The 17,287-nt window shown below is 34.0% G+C and carries 13 protein-coding genes; 6 read left to right on the forward strand and 7 right to left on the reverse strand.

Annotated features, from left to right (window positions below; all coding sequences use genetic code 11):
* Positions 1-495: 495 nt before the first annotated feature.
* Entirely contained in the window at positions 496-1,779 is a 1,284-nt protein-coding gene (locus tag U8D43_RS13155; protein ID WP_335871641.1) for a plasmid pRiA4b ORF-3 family protein, read from the reverse strand.
* Between the two features lie 1,290 nt (positions 1,780-3,069).
* Between U8D43_RS13155 and U8D43_RS13160 the strand changes: the two genes are divergently transcribed.
* Positions 3,070-3,261, forward strand: a complete 192-nt coding sequence (locus tag U8D43_RS13160) for a histidine kinase (RefSeq protein WP_335871642.1) — start codon at positions 3,070-3,072, stop codon at positions 3,259-3,261.
* Between the two features lie 1,420 nt (positions 3,262-4,681).
* Complete coding sequence (locus U8D43_RS13165; protein ID WP_335871643.1) at positions 4,682-4,879, forward strand: hypothetical protein; 198 nt, start codon at positions 4,682-4,684, stop codon at positions 4,877-4,879.
* Positions 4,880-5,093: 214 nt separating this feature from the next.
* On the opposite strand, the gene U8D43_RS13170 is transcribed toward U8D43_RS13165, so the two are convergent.
* The 3 genes from U8D43_RS13170 to U8D43_RS13180 form a co-directional block, all read right to left on the reverse strand.
* Positions 5,094-5,201 carry a YjcZ family sporulation protein gene (locus tag U8D43_RS13170; protein WP_335871644.1) on the reverse strand — a complete coding sequence of 36 codons (108 nt, stop codon included), beginning with the start codon at positions 5,199-5,201 and terminating at the stop codon, positions 5,094-5,096.
* 321 nt (positions 5,202-5,522) lie between these two features.
* Positions 5,523-5,780, reverse strand: coding sequence for a stage VI sporulation protein F (locus U8D43_RS13175; RefSeq protein WP_335871645.1), 258 nt, complete (start codon positions 5,778-5,780; stop codon positions 5,523-5,525).
* Positions 5,781-6,022: 242 nt separating this feature from the next.
* Positions 6,023-6,139, reverse strand: coding sequence for a YjcZ family sporulation protein (locus tag U8D43_RS13180; RefSeq protein ID WP_335871646.1), 117 nt, complete (start codon positions 6,137-6,139; stop codon positions 6,023-6,025).
* Between the two features lie 718 nt (positions 6,140-6,857).
* Between U8D43_RS13180 and U8D43_RS13185 the strand changes: the two genes are divergently transcribed.
* The 3 genes from U8D43_RS13185 to U8D43_RS13195 all read left to right on the forward strand — a co-directional run bounded on the left by U8D43_RS13185 (position 6,858) and on the right by U8D43_RS13195 (position 11,312).
* Entirely contained in the window at positions 6,858-7,340 is a 483-nt protein-coding gene (locus U8D43_RS13185; protein WP_335871647.1) for a DUF2202 domain-containing protein, read from the forward strand.
* Positions 7,341-7,585: 245 nt separating this feature from the next.
* A complete protein-coding gene (locus U8D43_RS13190) occupies positions 7,586-8,422 on the forward strand; it encodes a formate/nitrite transporter family protein (protein WP_335871648.1) in 837 nt (278 codons plus the stop codon).
* A gap of 1,342 nt (positions 8,423-9,764) precedes the next feature.
* Entirely contained in the window at positions 9,765-11,312 is a 1,548-nt protein-coding gene (locus tag U8D43_RS13195; protein WP_335871649.1) for a hypothetical protein, read from the forward strand.
* Between the two features lie 930 nt (positions 11,313-12,242).
* Here U8D43_RS13195 and U8D43_RS13200 read toward each other — a convergent pair.
* Together U8D43_RS13200 and dapF are read right to left on the reverse strand one after the other, a co-directional pair.
* Positions 12,243-12,956 (reverse strand): phosphatase PAP2 family protein, encoded by a 714-nt coding sequence (locus U8D43_RS13200; protein WP_335871650.1) that lies wholly within the window; start codon positions 12,954-12,956, stop codon positions 12,243-12,245.
* 1,539 nt (positions 12,957-14,495) lie between these two features.
* Positions 14,496-15,491 carry a diaminopimelate epimerase gene (gene dapF, locus U8D43_RS13205; protein ID WP_335871651.1) on the reverse strand — a complete coding sequence of 332 codons (996 nt, stop codon included), beginning with the start codon at positions 15,489-15,491 and terminating at the stop codon, positions 14,496-14,498.
* Positions 15,492-15,591: 100 nt separating this feature from the next.
* Here dapF and U8D43_RS13210 point away from each other — a divergent pair, with 100 nt between their 5' ends.
* Positions 15,592-15,879 (forward strand): hypothetical protein, encoded by a 288-nt coding sequence (locus U8D43_RS13210; RefSeq protein WP_335871652.1) that lies wholly within the window; start codon positions 15,592-15,594, stop codon positions 15,877-15,879.
* A gap of 19 nt (positions 15,880-15,898) precedes the next feature.
* Here the strand turns inward: U8D43_RS13210 and U8D43_RS13215 are convergent, their stop codons facing one another.
* Complete coding sequence (locus U8D43_RS13215) at positions 15,899-17,143, reverse strand: EAL and HDOD domain-containing protein (RefSeq protein ID WP_335871653.1); 1,245 nt, start codon at positions 17,141-17,143, stop codon at positions 15,899-15,901.
* Positions 17,144-17,287 lie beyond the last annotated feature (144 nt).

The following is a 17,287-nucleotide window of genomic DNA, read 5'->3' on the forward strand; positions in this document are numbered from 1 at the left end:
TTGAATCAAATTTGGGAAAGTGGTAGACTGTTTCATAGGGACGCTCCTTTTTAAATTGTTTGTGTCGTAACAACAATTTTACTAAAAGGGCGTCCTTTTTTGTAGTTTTTTAATGGATTTAATTGGTTAATCAACACTCTTGACATTAAATATCAAAATGGGAAGAACCACAAAACTAGTGAATCCATAGAGAATCGAATCAATGCAAACAAACAAATATCACCTATCCTACTCATTCAGTCATCCCCATTTTCTTCTTTTCGTTTTTTGGCAAACTCTGACTTTGAGTACAAACATTCTCACTTCCCACCTCAATTTGACTTAATTTACTTTTCCAAAATAATAATATAATTCTCAATGTAATTTCGCCATATTACTATTTAAGAGCTACTTTCGGTAGTTATTTCATCAAAAACTTGTATGATATGGCACTTCCAACTCATGCTGAAAACAGCATTTCCAGAGAAAATACCCTTATTAATAGAGGACATAAAATTACCAGCCATACTGTATAGGTACCGCTCCAAATTCTTCTTCAATTGATACGAAATCAGGTTCTACTCCCTCCGCGATTTTTAATACTTCTACATTGAATTCCCACTCATCTCCGAAATCAAATAAGTAGAGGAAACCCTTCCCATCGTATAGTTGTAAGTCACCTATTTTCACATCCGTCACATACGGTCCTTGTAAATCATTAGGGGAATTATAGCAATCTTGACTAAATTTTTTTCCGTCCATAAAAAAAGAATATAAATGGTCATCGTCAAGTTCAAACGCTAGCTGGATTATGTTATGAACATCTAGGAGCGTGTGAGAACTAGAAACTCGGATTATTCTCCAGCATGATGAACTCAGTTTTACTTTAAGTAAATATGATCCTCTCTGAAAACAAGGTCGTTTCTTTGTTAACGTCCGGAATAATTCGCCTTTAGGAAACAAGGAGCTCATTTGTACACTTAGTGGTTCGATATTCTTCTCTTCTTCTGACATCAATTCATTTGATAGCTCATCGGATAGATTTAGTAGGCTACCCAATAAATGTGTTGAATGCATAAACGAATGATGTTCACTCGGCTCCCATGTTTCGAGTAATATATGCTGAATCTCCTTGAAAAAAGGAGTTAAACGAATCGATAATGCATTTGTTGAGTTCGCTTTTCCCTCATAGTCATCCTTTCCCTGATCTAATTCAAAAGTCCAAAATCCAAAATAACTAAAATAATATAAAAAATGTCCATAAGTTTTAGTATATTTCTCAATATCCGGGAACTCTTTCAAATTGATCTCTTGATTAGAAGGTACACTCTCCAATACTTCAAAGAAAAAGTCAATATCAGTAGGTGCTTTTTTCCATTTCTCTCCTTGTAGATTCTGCCAATCAACCTCCTGCCAAAACGTTTCAAACAGGGTGATAAATTGTTCGGTATCTGTCAGCTTCTTGAACTCCTCAATTCGTTGGTGTTGAATCATGGCGATTACTGAAGATTGCTTTCGATTCACTTTGATGAAATCTAGCACGACAGAAAGGTGGTAAAACAGATGAATGATTGGGTACCCAATTTGAGTCGCAGATGGGGAAACATCTCCCTTCACCCCTTTCATTTGCTCCTGAATAGACATTAAATCTTTTTTGGTAAAGTACCCTTTTGCTTTAGTTAATTTAATTGAATGTGTTTTTAGATAAGATAAATAGATTCTAAAGTTTTCGACTAGATAGGCTGGTTTTTCTTTGGTAATCCTTATTTCATTTTTATCGTTAAAATTTTTTGTCAACATCATTCATCTCCTTTGCTGATATTATAAATTAGAGCATACGTGACTATTATATCCTGCAGTATTTTCGATTTCACTACTCTTTTAAAGGATCCTTTCGTAAACGTGGTTGTTATAGAATTTATTATTTTGAGGAAACATTTATTTTTCAGAAAAATATCCTTAATCTCTAACGGTGAAATAACCCAAAACCACTCATATACACAGTTTGTTGAATACTAGCGAACAATGTGAAAACTGTCTCTTCAATAATGGCTCTATTCGAATAGTTTGTTACAAAAAAATTATAATAGATGGATTTAACTATTTCATTTTCATCAGAAATTTTTGATTAATAATACAAGAAGATGCTCGAAACCCTTCTTAATCATGATTTACAAACTAATGTAAAGAGCAACAATTCTTTCGAAAACAGCTTTAATAGAAGAATTTAACGAAAGTGGATAGATAACTTAGCTTCTGCCCATGGTTACACTTAAAAAAGGCTGTTTTCTCAAAGATTTTGGCTTTTCGAATAAGAAGAAATCACTTGACTTGTAGGACTTCGTGATCTTTTCATAATGAAAACTTCTTCATTTCTAGATAAAATGGAAGAAATCAATCGAGAAAAAACCCCTACTGCCTGTTTTTCCTTTGTGTCAAGAGCAACAAAGTATCCGAAAAGAGCCAACAAAAAATAATATATACTTTTTAGCAGATATTAATTTATTTTGTCTTTCATGATTCAGAATTTACAAATAAAAATTGAATAGCTTCATGAACGGAATATGAGAGGTAAATGAATAACCTAATTTATTACAACAGACATGACACCCTGGGACTAGAATATAATGATTTCATTTTTCGTTTTTAGTTAGTGGCTACATGATGCGGTTTCCGGGCGAAATCAACTTACATTTATGCTTTGTCATATCACTAGTCCTACAATGTCTCCTTCAATTCTGTCATTTTCATTTCAAGAAATTCCACTTTTCTTAGTGTAAAAATCATTATTGTATCCCCTTTTTTCAAAAATGGAAGCTGACCACACTTCCATCTTTGAAAAAAAATATCTAGCTATTCTAATTCATCTTCCGCAGCCTTTTAGTGACAGAGCTCTTATATTTGTACTATACAAGGAGAATATTTTTAACATAGACAGGAAAAAGAAAAGTGCATGGTTCAGGAAGAAATACCAAAAAAATTTCTATTTTTATCTTTTCTTGATTTTTCAAATTAGCCAACTTTTCCAATCAACCCGCTACTAATATGATAAACTAAAAAGTATCGACGGATTAATAAGAGGTGTATTTTATGAAACGCTTTACTATAATCGGAGTAATTGCTCTGATTGTACTAATACTTTGTATAAGTATTTTAAATAATGATTACGAGGAAATTGGAAAAAGTATGATTTTAACAATTTCTATTGGTGGAGCAATTCTTTCGGGAGTCATCACTTATTTTTTATTTCCACAACACGAAAAGGATGTAACAGGTAAGTAAACGGTGTAAAGCAAACTACTTTGAATAGTAGTTTGCTTTTTTTTGCATTTCATCTAGTTTTATTTTAAATATACCTTCTTTCATTTAATGAAAGTCTCTATTTTCTAACGTAACGGTACAAGTCTCCAACTTCTTTGGCCGAAAATTCGAAGCAGTTGGTTAAGCGGATAATGTCGTTTTTTTCACTACCTTGGATCGAATAAAGCGCATGGAATTTCCATCTTGGTGCTATATTGAATATTCCCTAAAAAGAGTGCTTGATCATGAAAAAAGTGGTTTTCTGGCACTGCCAATAGTTCGGAAAGATCTACATTCATGGCATTTTTCTTTAATCATATGATGAATCAAACATCCTAGTCACAATGTCGATTAAACTGATTATTGACACTATTCTCTTCCAAATAAATGAATGGCATTGGAATCGATTCCGATGCCATTCAACCGTTTGCGACCGATCAGAGTCCTTGGCGGATAAAATGGCTTCTAAATCGACACAGTTCATTCATTCTTTATGACCACTAGCGAATGAAGACGACACTTCCCTTTAGTCTTCCAAAAAGTGATCAAGGCTTTTGGCTCAATCTCAAGTACCTGGTTGAGGAATCGATCACATGTAGGCGACTAATGGCAAGAAAAAATCGGATGGTTTTAATTCTCTTTTGTTTGGATCATAAGGCTTGTTTGGAAAGTTTATTCTTCGTACCAGTTTATAATCTATATATAGCTTTGTTTCGGGCATCATATCATCGAGTTTTTGATGGAAATCAACAGTAATAGGGCAGGTTTAATCAAAAATCAGATGAAATAGCTACAATTTGTACGGAAAGAGCCTTTCATATAGACATGATGTGCATAGACCTTTCATACAAATCTGAAGAAAGTGAATACCACGTTCACGGAAGTTGAGAAGCATGTATATTTTCAAACTCAATAAATCTTTGAAGTACTTTCTTATACTTCAGCTGTTTCGCAACCTTCTCCGGACTTTCGCATTCATTTAAATGGACACCAATAGAGAGTTGATGAATTTTATTGGTCGTTCACTTATGTGGATGTTGTGGTATTCCAGCCCATGAATTTGCTCCTATTAATTAGATTTTTGGGCGAGAACTACCCACCGTAATAATATGGAGTTTTATTATTCACAGAAACGTGGTTTTATCATAATTTACAGGAGAACATATTCTACTAATTTTTCAAAAAATATTGATAAATCAATAAATCATTAATTCAAATCTAATGATTTATTTCACTTAAATTAGACAAGTATCTATACAAATTCATTCAAACAACCATATGTTAATATGAACCAACCTATAAGAGGAAATTTTTTTACACCTATGTTGAATCTGCTTTTCGGAGGTGAAATGAATGCCGTTTTACGGATATAGATTTGGCCGTTTTGGTCGCGGGAGAAGATTTGGAAGACGTGGATTCCATGTTAGATTTGGGAGACGTGGATTTGGAAGACACGGGAGATATTAATACGAAATTTACAAGGAGTCTTCCGGATAAGGAGTCTCCCTCTTTTGCTAAGGCTCTTTTCGCAATTAATCAAAAATCAGATGAAATAGCCACAGTGTATATGAAAAGAGCTTTTGCAAAATACTTAAACTAAGACTTTATTCGTAAATTTTGTTGGTATTCGCAAAAAAAAGGATGACAATCCCGTGCTATATCTTTATTGAAAATGAAGTTGGTACGAAATGAACACTGAAGTTTTTCTCTATCGTAATTTACTCACTTCCGTGAAAAGTAACAATCTTTGAGAATACTGCCAAAGCTAAAAATCATGAAAAAAGAGAACAGTTTTATCTGTCCTCTTCGAATTTTTAGTATCCTCCGCCGTAACCACCTACAGCTGCTGCTCCAACGATAATTAACAAGATGAATAATACGACAATTAACGCAAATCCACCTGCATATCCGCCTCCTGACATTCACTACACCCCATTTCATCGAAATATTCCGAATGGAAAGGACCATTCTCTATACTATATTGTGATAAGTAACAATCAGTGTAGGCATTCTAATGTTATTTTGAAAAATAGTTCGTCCATTTATTAGGATGATTTTGTAAAGTTTGTTGGTTTCAGTCCAGCCTACAAGTTTTGGAAAAAAATGAATTGGATCATCTATTTGAAATTAAGAACTGGTTATTTGCACAAAATGATTGATTCGTTAGCATCAATGTGCAAGAAATGAGCCATTCATTTTTATTGATGAAGGACCGATAGCGCTTTTTATCAATGTTGATAAAATTAATTTTTCTTTTTCATCATCTTGGCCAAACCAGAAAAATCCTTTGGTACCTTTCCTGTTAAAATGGCATGGACAATCTTATCTTCCTTTTCTTTTGAAATTGGTCGATTGGCTACATTTGAAACTTTCTTCACAAGATTTCGAACGGTTGTTTCGTCTTTTAAGTTGGCTCCTTTTGCAGATTGGGCTAGTTTCATAACTTCATTCATTTTGACTCCCGTTTTTTTTTCAATATTTCCAAAAAATTTATTAAGCATGATTTTCCTCCTTTCATTAGAAGGTACTGCTACTATTGAATTGATTGTTCTAAAAGGTATTGATACAATTTAGTGAGGAAACCTCTCCCTTTCTGAGTGAGATTGTTAATTGAGTCAGAATATATTCACAATGGGGATGAGTTTAGAGTCTCAAGGACTGCTGTATATTGTATTCTTGAGTAATAGATTCATTAGAAATAGTAAAAAAAGGACCTATCTTATTGATAGGCCTCATTGAAAACTTAATAAAAACAAGCGGCGCCTACAATAATCAACAAGATAAAGAGGACTACGATCAAAACAAAGCTATTCCCATAGCCTCCGCCGTATCCATAACCTCCAGTGCTACCACAACACATATGACTTCACCACCTATACTTATCATTTGAGAAATTGTCTCTAAGATAGACTATGATGAAGGGGTGTAAATTGTATAGGGTATGTATCACAAGTATCGAAATTTCCTCATCGAAGAAAGGTTTAATAACTGGATTAATAAAAATCACAGAAAATCTCCCTCTCATTAAGAGCATTCCGAAAATTACTATGTTGTAAATTTATTTGAAAAAACTCTTCATCCATAAACAGAGTTAAATCTAACCTATATAGTTCAATCTCATGAATAACAGAAATATTTCCACTTACAATCATGACCCCAAATTCTCAAAAAATGCATTTCAAATCGCCTTTAATTTTCATTGATATCGTCTTCAAATTTAAAGTCCCCTGTTTTGTATCACTAAAAGAACTTACCATTCATTCTTATGGAAGCACTGATAAAACTTACTTTTCTCGACTGAAATAGTGTTTCCTTACTATCAAACTTGTTAATTAAAATCGGGTTTCATCCCAATTGAAGAGTTTAATGTATGAATTACCAATATTTACTCACAATCATCTTGAACTGAATTTTTTTAGATAAATAGTTGGTCTAAGGTAGGCACATCAATGACAATTCTATGAAAATACTTAGGGTAATACTACCTTTATTAGAGATAGATACTACTTCGAAAAGCTATATCCCCTCGAGAATACAGTCTTAGTACTTAATGAAGGAAATAAGAAAGGATGTACAAAATGAAGAAAACTATCAGTATGATAATTTGTTTTTGGTTGACATTTGTCTGTGTCACATCTGCTCAAACAAACTTATCAGACTCTTCTACCCTCTTAGAAAAAACACTCACCGCTAGCTTACAAAATGAATACAAAGCACAAGCCAGGTACAATGCAATAATTCAAGAATTTGACCAGTTTATTCCATTTGTTCAAATCAAAGAAGCGGAACAGAGGCATATCGATGCTATTCAAAGACTGTTTGAAGACTATAATCTGCCTATACCTGAAAATAAGGCGCAATTGACTATCAACACACCAAACTCGTTAAAGGATGCATTCAACCAAAGTGTTAGAGCTGAAATTAATAATATTGAGATGTATGAAGAATTCATTCATCTTGACAACTTGCCTTCCGATGTCGAAAGGATTATGAACAATAATGCGAAGGCTTCACGCATGAATTTATCCGCACTGGAACGAGGAGCCGGTCGATATCGATGATTTTTATGCTTAATTGAGGATTAAACTAGGGTAAAAATGATGGACAAATGAGGAAGATTAAAAGGTAATTTCACATCATTTATTAATTGCAACTATATTTTTCGTGGAAATCGCTTACATTTTTTAAAATATGAATACTCTATAAACATTGACTAATTTCTCTTGCCGGACACTTCTAATTAAGGTAGAGTAATTGTAATATTAATGTGAAATACATCACACACTATTGGAAAGAAGTGTTTCAATTGAATGATGGAATTAGACAATGTACTGAGCTTGCCTTAAAGAAGAAAAGAATTTTAGAGGGATCTGTTGTCAACTACTTAGTTCGTGCTGCCTTAGCTGGAGTCTATATTGGATTTGCTATAATTTTATGCTTTAAACTAGGAGAATCCTTTCGACTAGTCGATTCCCCGGCCATTTATTTAATGACATCGATTTTTTTCGGAATCGCATTATTATTGATTATTTATGGTGATGCGGAGCTATTCACTGGAAATACAATGTATTTTTCAATCAGTACATTACGAAAAGAAACATCATGGAGAGATCTTGTTAGCAATTGGCTTGCTTGTTATTGCGGAAATATTTTAGGTGCCTTATTTTTTACAGCCATATTTATTGGAACAGGGCTATTCAGTGATATTAGCGAAAATCATCTCCTTTTTTATTTTGCTGAAAAGAAAATGCATGGTACTACTTTAGAGTTAGTATTCAGAAGTATTCTTTGTAATTGGCTTGTATGCCTAGCCATATGGATTCCAATGCAACTCAAAGGGGATGGCGCTAAGGTAATGGCTATGATGTTACTTGTGTTTACCTTCTTCCTTTCTGGTTATGAGCATAGTATTGCTAATTTTGTTTTATTCTCATTAGCACTAGCACTACCACATCCGGAAACTATTACATTCGCTGGCATGGTTCACAATATTCTCCCGGTAACGATTGGAAATATCATTGGTGGTGCAGTATTTATGGGAGCCCTTTACACCTTTTTGTCTTCTCCTGCAAAAAGAAAAGATCCTGCACTTGTAGTGGTAAAAGAACCCCTCTTTCATTTTCCGAAATTAAAACGCAATTAAGCAAACGTGAAACTATGTAAAATAAATGGACAAAAGCACAAGGGAAGCCCTTGTGCTTTTTGAACACAACCAAAATAAATGTTAAAATTCAAAATCTCCAGCAATATCAAAGAAAATAGGTTGTGAAATTATTTTTTTGATTGTTGATTTGAACTATTCCGTATAAAAATAGTATTGTTCTCGTCTATCTGTTTGAGAGAATCCTTAATGATTAAATTGCTCTCTTAGTCTATCCTTATCTTATACATTAGTAAGCAATCAGCAAACTCCACTTCAACATTAAACAGTCTCTCAGCAGAGATCGTCCTTGTCTTTAAAAAAGTTGGAGACAAATATAATATGAAGATGAGTTTCTGATGCAATAACAAAATAATGCAATAATCATGTAAGGCGATTGATTGTCGATAGATCATTTAAGCTAAACTGTCCGCTTTACTTTCTGAGACAATGAAAGCCCTACCTCTCTTTCATCCTTACGGCTCCTAGGCCGTGCCAGCGTGAATCAGTTCATTAATTGGAATAAAATTAAATGGAATAAAATGAGTTTTGAGAGGAAACGAAATTCGTGGTTTCTTCGGCGCAAAACTGTGAGATCGTCTAGGCCGGAATTCATAAGTGTGAGATTTCTTATGTGAAAATACAAGGTAATTTAGTCTTGCCCTCCCAATATTAAATTTCAAGATTTTAGCTAACAGACTAGATACGGTTAGCAAATATTTTGCTTCATTCTATTATGGACATTTAGCCAACCTTTATTATATAACAGTATCCTATTTCTGTCAATCCGATTAACCTATCATTTCTTAGATACCTCTCTCAATATTATTTAGGTCTTTAAGCCGCGAAAATCGGTAAAGTACTATTCCTGCAAAATGACCAACACTGGAAGTATTCAGTTTGGGTTATTTGGTTGATATGTTACCTGAGGGGCTTTCCTCATAACTGAATCCCCTGAAGTTGATTCCCTTTAACACTAAACGTCAAACCATTCCCTCCTTATTTTTTCTATCCTTCTTTTAGAAATGCTCCTTTCGTATACATTATGGCTACTTTACCTCATCTTTGATTAAATCCTTCATTTCACTATTGATTTCCATCAAAAATAGACGAATGGATGTCCGAAACAAAGCAATATCTTAGATGATAAACTATCACAAACTATACGAAAACAGCCCTTTGAAAAGAAATTGAATATACTTTAATGAAGATCAACCTCGTATTTTCATACAACTTTTTAATTTATCCAAAATTTTTTCGTTTTAATATCTGAAAATTTAAAATAAATCGAATTTAGTAAAATTATGGTAGAATCAAACTAGGTTTTTAAAAGGGAGGATAATTTATGCAAAAATTAAAAACTATTGGTATACCTATTTTTACGAGTTTTCTCTTTCTAGGGCTATTATTTCTGCACCAACTTAGTGAAGTCAGACAAGTACCCAATGAGACATGGAGCCGCTCCGTTCCATTGAATGTTTCCTTAAATGAAAAACCGGAAGTATTTAAACAAGAAGACACCGTTTATTATTCCACTTCAACGAATGTTCAAAAAGTAACATTCAAGGAAAACATGACATTCAGGGAAGAAAACTATCCCATTTCATTTCCAAAAGGAAGAGGATTTTGGTCTGATGGAGAACAATTTATCTACATAAAAAACGATCAATTGATTCTAAGTGATACGAAGGAAGAACAAGTCATTGCTGATGCTGCAGTAGGAGTTCAAGGTCAGCACCATAATGTAGTATTTTGGAATGAGGAGTCCTTATTCACTTACAACCTCAACAATGGAAAATCTTCACTATTAACAGAATTTAAGAATTCTATATCTAATGCCTATTTCTTAAACAGTGGAGAATTGGTTGTCGTAGTTCCTGATAAGGATAATGTTCTTGCTGATTTGTTCTATATTACTGAGGAGAATCCTTCTCCCATTCTTTTGACAAAATTAGCGGATAATCAAAATGATAAAATTCAGGGACTTACTGGAACATTGGATGAAGCAGGTGAACTTTTAATTATCATCGAAAAGACTAGTCGCTCTCAGGGTGTCCTTGCATATAAAGCATCAAAGTTAGTCGGAACACTTGATGATTTTTCTTCAAATAATATAGAACCAGAGACCATATCTTTTACCCATAAAAATTATTCTTATGAGTTCTCTACCCCACAATCACTCAGCTTAATCACAACGGCAGATGAAACGACATTATTCTTTACCGCCGAAGACCTGAACATTGGAAGAGAGAATACTATAAGTCTATATGCGGGAAAATTGAATGGAAATGAAGTGCAAAGTGAAGTAGTATCTACAACCAAAAATATCACATATGCTCCCATTCATGTTCCCAAACTATCCTCTTTTTACTGGTTGAATTATGATGGAAAAGAATTAAACTTATATGGTGCTTCTACCAATGAAAATATCATTGAACAAAGCTTAGCTTTAAGCAAAACTGATTATTTGGACGCCTTTTATAATAGCTTTCTTATGATTTTCAGTGGCTTTATTGCTCTATTAACATCCTTTTACGTCTTTCTTCCTTCTTTATTTCTATTAATAATGTTAAACATATTCAAACCAAACATATTTGAATCAGATGGAATCAATTGGGCGGAATATACTTCAATAGGCATATTCCTTTTCATGCCTATATTTTATCTAAACCAGGCAATGGATTCATATTTTTATCAAATGGCACCTTCGTACTATTCATTTGATGGAAGTATATGGTTTATTTTAGTATTACTTTCCATTGTCACAACTATATTATGGAAAATCGGACGTGATCCCGATTGGAGCGCATTTGCAGGAGCGTTCTATTTCATGGGGGTGTACATGATGCTCTTCGTTTTGAGCGTAGGCCCATATTTTTTCAATCTATTCTAGTTTCAAAATAGAATTTCTCCACAACAAAAATTACGAGTGATTTCTTCCTATGGGATCACTCGTTTTTTGTCTAATATTTCTTAGTATAGATGTGCATAAACTCCATCAGAAGAAAAGGACGATATTAAATAGTAGTAATTCACCACGACTCATTCTTCATGCAGCACCCATCAGTTTTAATCAATTCATCCCTTCAATAAAGTCTCATCTCAAAAAGATTGTGGTTATTTATAGACTCTTTTCGTATACATTTTTGCTATTATATCTGATTGTTGACTAAATCCTCCATTTCATTATTGATTTCCATCAAAACAGACGAAATGATGCCTGAAAAAAAGCTCTATCATAAATGATAACCGGGTACGAAAAGCAACAAACTTTGCGAAAACAGCCTATTTAAATGACATTCGCTTAAGGTCGCCTCAGTTAAAGGATTCACTTGATCCCCTAGTTCTTATACTATTATTCCTCCTATCTCTAATCTAGCTCGATTAATCATAGATTCAGAATAAATTTCTCCTTGCTACCTCTTCATTTCAAGAGTATCTACCTTGAATCTCATTTTCTATGTTCTTCCCTTTAACTTGGCCATATTCAGTTATGATTATCAATTTCCCAGTAGCCATCTTTCAGAAATATTCTTCATAAATTGCAACCACTCTAACATTAATAGTATCGAGATAACTATCACTAATGTCATAATTGTGTTTAGCTCATTACGCTCAAAAGAAGATTGGATGATGGTAGAGCTATTAGATTCATCTTCACCTTTGCCCTGAGGTCATTTGACTTTTCGAATACGGTATATTTCTAAGTAAGATTATTCGTTTAACAAATATCTTAAACAGGGTTTCTCAAAACATGATGAACCTCTGTACAACCATGAAGAATTTTTTTAGTTTTTCAAAGTAGATTCTCATTCTGACAGAGTTAGATTCTTTTCCTAAAATTGAATAGAACAACATACAAAATAGTACAAGTGATCAACCAAGCCCCTCCTGCTGAAAATCCACCAACCACATCACTAGGAAAATGAACACCTAAATAAATTCTACTAACTCCAATCAGTATGGAAAAAAGAATACCTAATACTGCAATGGTCACTTTTGCCCAGCGATATTCGACCAAACGGTAAATAACAATTGTAAGGGCTCCGTAAAAAATGATTGACCCCATTGAATGTCCACTCGGAAAACTATACCCACCCTGCTCAACAAGATGCTCAATCGCTGGACGTTCTCGTTGGAAAATATTTTTCAACAGTGCATTAAACCCTGCTCCCAACGCATTCACACTAGCAAAATAAAATGCCAATGGATATTTTTTAAATACGATTAATCCTAAAGTAATAAGTAATGTTAACAATGTAATCCATTCAACTCCACCAAAATAGGTGACGAATGTCATCACATTAGTCACTCTTTCTGTTATCGAGATTCTCACCACATTAGTCACATCATTATCAAAAGCGTGTATCTCATTTTCTTGGAGCTCATCAACAATTTCAACAAATCCCCATGAAAAAATAATTAGTGTGCTTAAGGCTAACGCCAATAAGACAACGGTTTTATTAATTAGCATCTTTTTTTCTACATTGATCATGGTAAGCTTACCTCGCTTTACTATTTTCTTTATGGACATCATCTCAGATAATCCTCTAGATCTTTATTTTATTCCACAATACAGCTTAGACAAACCTTTTACAGTTTTTAATTGGCAAGATCGCGAGGATAATATGGTTTAATATATAAATTTAGATAAAGTCGAATGTGATCTCTCCCTAAAATATTGGTCCCCTAATCAATTTTCAATGCTATACCTCATCAAATTACAACAGAACACGATTTTTCGTGATTCCCATTCAAAAAAGGATCCTATGTCCTCTTGCTCATTATTTTTCCGTTCTCGCACATCCCCAAAGGAAATACTTCTTAATGGGAATCGTACAATCAAGGTTCACCCCTATATATATTTATTCCCCGTTTATCTCCATACCTTATTACTTATCATTACATCTGAATCGGTGTTTTCTTGTATTCCCTCGTTCCAATGATACTATTTTAATTTGGTATGAGTAAACGAGCGGCGGTTTTTTAATTCCCTTTTCATAATATTTCGGTAGTCCTTGTCAATTTTCTGTGATAAAAAAGCATAAATATACCTTGAAATTGAAGCTCTCTAAAGTCAAGCTCCTTGAGAATTGATGCATCTGCCGTGAGCATCATCGTTTGAACTAAATTTGTCCTCCAACAAAATCAGCCTCCTTCTATTCATTCAACAATCTCCTTTCTTCTTGTCCATTCGATGTGCCTAACTTGACATCATTTCAAGAGAATTATTTTGTTTTCAGCTGCCTCGATATGCATGAACTTTTTTCAAAAAATCAAATTCAATAGTTATGGTGCTCGGTAATAAAGGATGTTTTCGTAAACTCATTTGCTTTTTTTACTAGGCTATTTTCATATACTTTGCTGCTCTTGAGACAAAGAAAAAACAGTCTGTAGGGTTTTTTTGATTGATTTCTTTCTTTTTATCTAGAAATGAAGAATTTTTCATTAGGAAAGGCTGTTTTCGCAAAGTTTGTTGCTTTTCGTATCAGTCTATCATCTATGATTTAGCTTAGTTTCGGGCATCATTTCGTCTATTTTTGATGGAACTCAACAGTGAAATGAAAGATTTAATCAAGAGTATGATGAAATAGCCACAATGTATAGGAAAAGAGCACGAAATCATACAAGTCATGAGATTCCTACTTATTCGAAAAGACACAAACTTTGCGAAAATAGCCTTTTACAATTGAATATTGAGTTAAACAAGCTATCAAAATGATTTTTTTCAATATTTTCTATTTTCATTTAGAGAAGGCACTCATGCCTGGAAGGTTTTGTCGAAGTGATAAAAATTGGTTTGATCTGTCTGGGTGAATACTTGAAGTTTCTTCTAATATTCCATCGCGTAAAAAAATTTAAATATTTAGCAAAGTGGAATCATTCTAAACAAAGCCAATATTCACCCCGAAATAAGCCATTTCTATGGAGGAATACACCTAATTGTTGAACCCAAGCGAAGCTGCTTTGCTCACCTCTCAACATCAACAATAATTTTCAAGTGATATCTCCACTTATTATCCAATAAAAAACGATCGACTCCGATTAGGAACTTCGATCGTTTTAGACATACTTCTTAATTTTGCGATAAATGAACTGCTACGAGAGATTTCGCATATTCTTTAAGATTAGAATATTCTTTTTCTTCAAGAGTGGAATGCTTCTGAATGAGGATACTGTTTTCAGGCTTATGAAAATCAAAATCCACTATTGCTTCATATACAAACGTTGCATTTCCAATTAAGTCAATAGAATACGTTTCATCCTCTTGTAAATGAGGAACACATTTTACCATACCACCATCGTTATAAACAATCATAGGTTGACCGACGGACCCAGTTCTGGCTAATTGAAAAATGAGCGTCGATGCACTCATTGCAGTTCCGCATGCATTCGTAAATCCTACTCCCCGTTCATAGGTTCGAACATAAATCGTTCCTTGGGCAAGTTCTGAGACAAAACTTACATTGACCCCATCTGGGAACATTGTATTCTGACCATTTACTGCTTGAGCAATATCTTTTTGTTCTTCAGTTCGTAAGGATTCAGCTTCAACAATCGCAATTAAATGAGGATTTGGTACAGCGACAGCACTAAACGATAAGCTAGGAGATAATTCTTCGAGTGAAGCGTTTAAGAGAATTTCTTCTTGGTTCCTACACATAGGTAAATCAGCCAATTCAAATGAAACGGGAGATACTTCAACTTGATACGTAGGAATATTTTCATAAATAGATGGCTTTTTTGAAACGCTCAAATCCGCCTTTAAAGTTTCAATAATCGCTTGACTTACACCCTCTTTTTCACAAACGTAGCGAGCCACACATCGTAAGCCATTTCCACACATGGAAGCTTCTGATCCATCAGCATTATACACTCGCATTTTGGCCATAGCATGTTCGCTATCCATGACGAATAAAATCCCATCCGCGCCAATACTGTTTTCTCGGTTACAAAGACCGATCGCTAAGATCTCTCTTTCTTGGTTCGTTAAGTCAAACTCATGCTCTCTTTCATCAATAAGAATAAAATCATTACCCGATCCATGGCACTTAATAAAATCAAACTCCATTATATTTCCTCCTCTTGCTCACTTCTAATCTCTTTTCTTAGATTGCCATATTGACCAGGATAGTGCAATAATATTAAAATGAAAAAAAGAGGTGATTCATATGTATAAAGACTATCGCTTTCGTTTTAAAGTGCAAAAAGTGGAAGAAATTAGCCTCCAACAGGATTCTAGGATGGTTACTGTTGAAAATAAAGTATTTACTGCCGACCAGGAGATACTTTTTCAAGGTAACATCCGGGTAGAGATCAACAAAATCGGAATATACCCCCAGCCAGCCGATTTAAAAGCAGTACCTCTCCCAGCCTCCTTAGTCCGTCTATTGACAGTAGAACTAAAAAGATACATTAAACCGCAAAGAAAGTTTTTAACTCCAGGTCTTTATGTTTAAATGAATAACAGATTGAATACTATATTCCTATTATTTCATTTTCTAGTAAGTTCTCGGACCATTCACGGGCTCCTTCATACCATGGTATTAACATATGCGGTGTTATGTGCTTGCCTTCGATAAATCTATCCATCACTTTCCAATTCCCTTTTTCAAGAGCAATTACCGCTTCTAGGGTTTCTTTTAACTCATTCTCTGTCCCCATTAATGCATCTTTCATTTTTTTATCTAGAGGTAAGTCTTTGAGTATCACTTCCATAGACCTTTGTAATATCGTCTCCATTAATGAAAACATGCCGAGAAGAAAATAAGTGGATGACTCTTTTACACCCAATTGATGTTTCCCTATATATTCACACAATTTCCCTCTGATAAGACAAAGGCGCATAACTTCTTTCGAGAGAGATTGCGTGCTCCCCCATTGTTCTCTAACAGCTAAAATATAAATCCACTTTTGAACTTCGTTTAAGCCGATTAAAACTATGCCTTGTTGAATGGATTTAATTGGTTGAGAGGTTCTATAGGTGAAAGAATTAATAAGTTTTAATAACTTGTATGATAAAGACAAATCTTTTTCAATAAATGATGCGATTTTCCTCACATCAGGATCTGAAGTACTTAATTGCCTAATCACTTCAATATAAGAATGAAAATATATCGGGACGTCATGGCTACTTATTATCTTTGGCCTACTAAAAAAATAGCCTTGAAAATATTCATAACCTTTCATTTTCGCTTCCTGGTATTGTTCCCTTGTCTCAACCTTCTCCGCTAGCAGTTTAACTTTGAAAGCTTTCGCTAGCGTTTCAATATTCTTTCGGTTTTGGAGGGTTGAATTCATAAAATCAACCTTGACAATGGTTGCACTTCGAAGCAATTCCACACTAAAGGGATTTTTTGTGTCTAACACAAAATCATCAATTGCAACCTGATATCCAAGTGACTTTATATTCTTTACTTTTTGTATCAACTCATTTGTCGGGAGAACTTCTTCTAATATTTCCACTACTAATAATGTCTTTGGAAAGTGATTCGTGATGTCATCTGAAAGCATTCCTTCTGTAAAATTGATATAATACGGCTTTCCATTTGTGACTTGCTCGATACCAATCGTCAAAAAACTATTTACGAGAACTTCGGCTGTCGCAATGTCACCGTTTGAATGGTCAAAGGAATTGACAGAACTATGTCTATAAAGCAATTCATAAGCAACGCATTTTTCATATATATCAAAGATAGGTTGGCGAGCAACAAAGACCTCCAAATAATATACACTCCTTATCTGTTTCACATACCTTCATCATACCAATATAGTAAAAATCTGTCTATTTTATAAGAAAAAACACCTAAACATTAGCATAAAAAAACGCTCCGAGTGCGAGAAAACTCAAAGCGTTTCTTTTTAATG

This window comes from Bacillus sp. 2205SS5-2 (genome assembly GCF_037024155.1).
Classification (GTDB): Bacteria; Bacillota; Bacilli; order Bacillales; family Bacillaceae_K; genus Bacillus_CI.

Coding starts and splice junctions, on each gene's coding strand:
- U8D43_RS13160 (WP_335871642.1), top strand. CDS start 3,070: ATGAAACGCTTTACTATAATCGGAGTAATTGCTCTGATTGTACTAATA.
- U8D43_RS13155 (WP_335871641.1), bottom strand. CDS start 1,779: ATGTTGACAAAAAATTTTAACGATAAAAATGAAATAAGGATTACCAAA.
- U8D43_RS13175 (WP_335871645.1), bottom strand. CDS start 5,780: ATGCTTAATAAATTTTTTGGAAATATTGAAAAAAAAACGGGAGTCAAA.
- U8D43_RS13200 (WP_335871650.1), bottom strand. CDS start 12,956: ATGATGTCCATAAAGAAAATAGTAAAGCGAGGTAAGCTTACCATGATC.
- U8D43_RS13170 (WP_335871644.1), bottom strand. CDS start 5,201: ATGTCAGGAGGCGGATATGCAGGTGGATTTGCGTTAATTGTCGTATTA.
- U8D43_RS13185 (WP_335871647.1), top strand. CDS start 6,858: ATGAAGAAAACTATCAGTATGATAATTTGTTTTTGGTTGACATTTGTC.
- U8D43_RS13195 (WP_335871649.1), top strand. CDS start 9,765: ATGCAAAAATTAAAAACTATTGGTATACCTATTTTTACGAGTTTTCTC.
- dapF (WP_335871651.1), bottom strand. CDS start 15,491: ATGGAGTTTGATTTTATTAAGTGCCATGGATCGGGTAATGATTTTATT.
- U8D43_RS13180 (WP_335871646.1), bottom strand. CDS start 6,139: ATGTGTTGTGGTAGCACTGGAGGTTATGGATACGGCGGAGGCTATGGG.
- U8D43_RS13210 (WP_335871652.1), top strand. CDS start 15,592: ATGTATAAAGACTATCGCTTTCGTTTTAAAGTGCAAAAAGTGGAAGAA.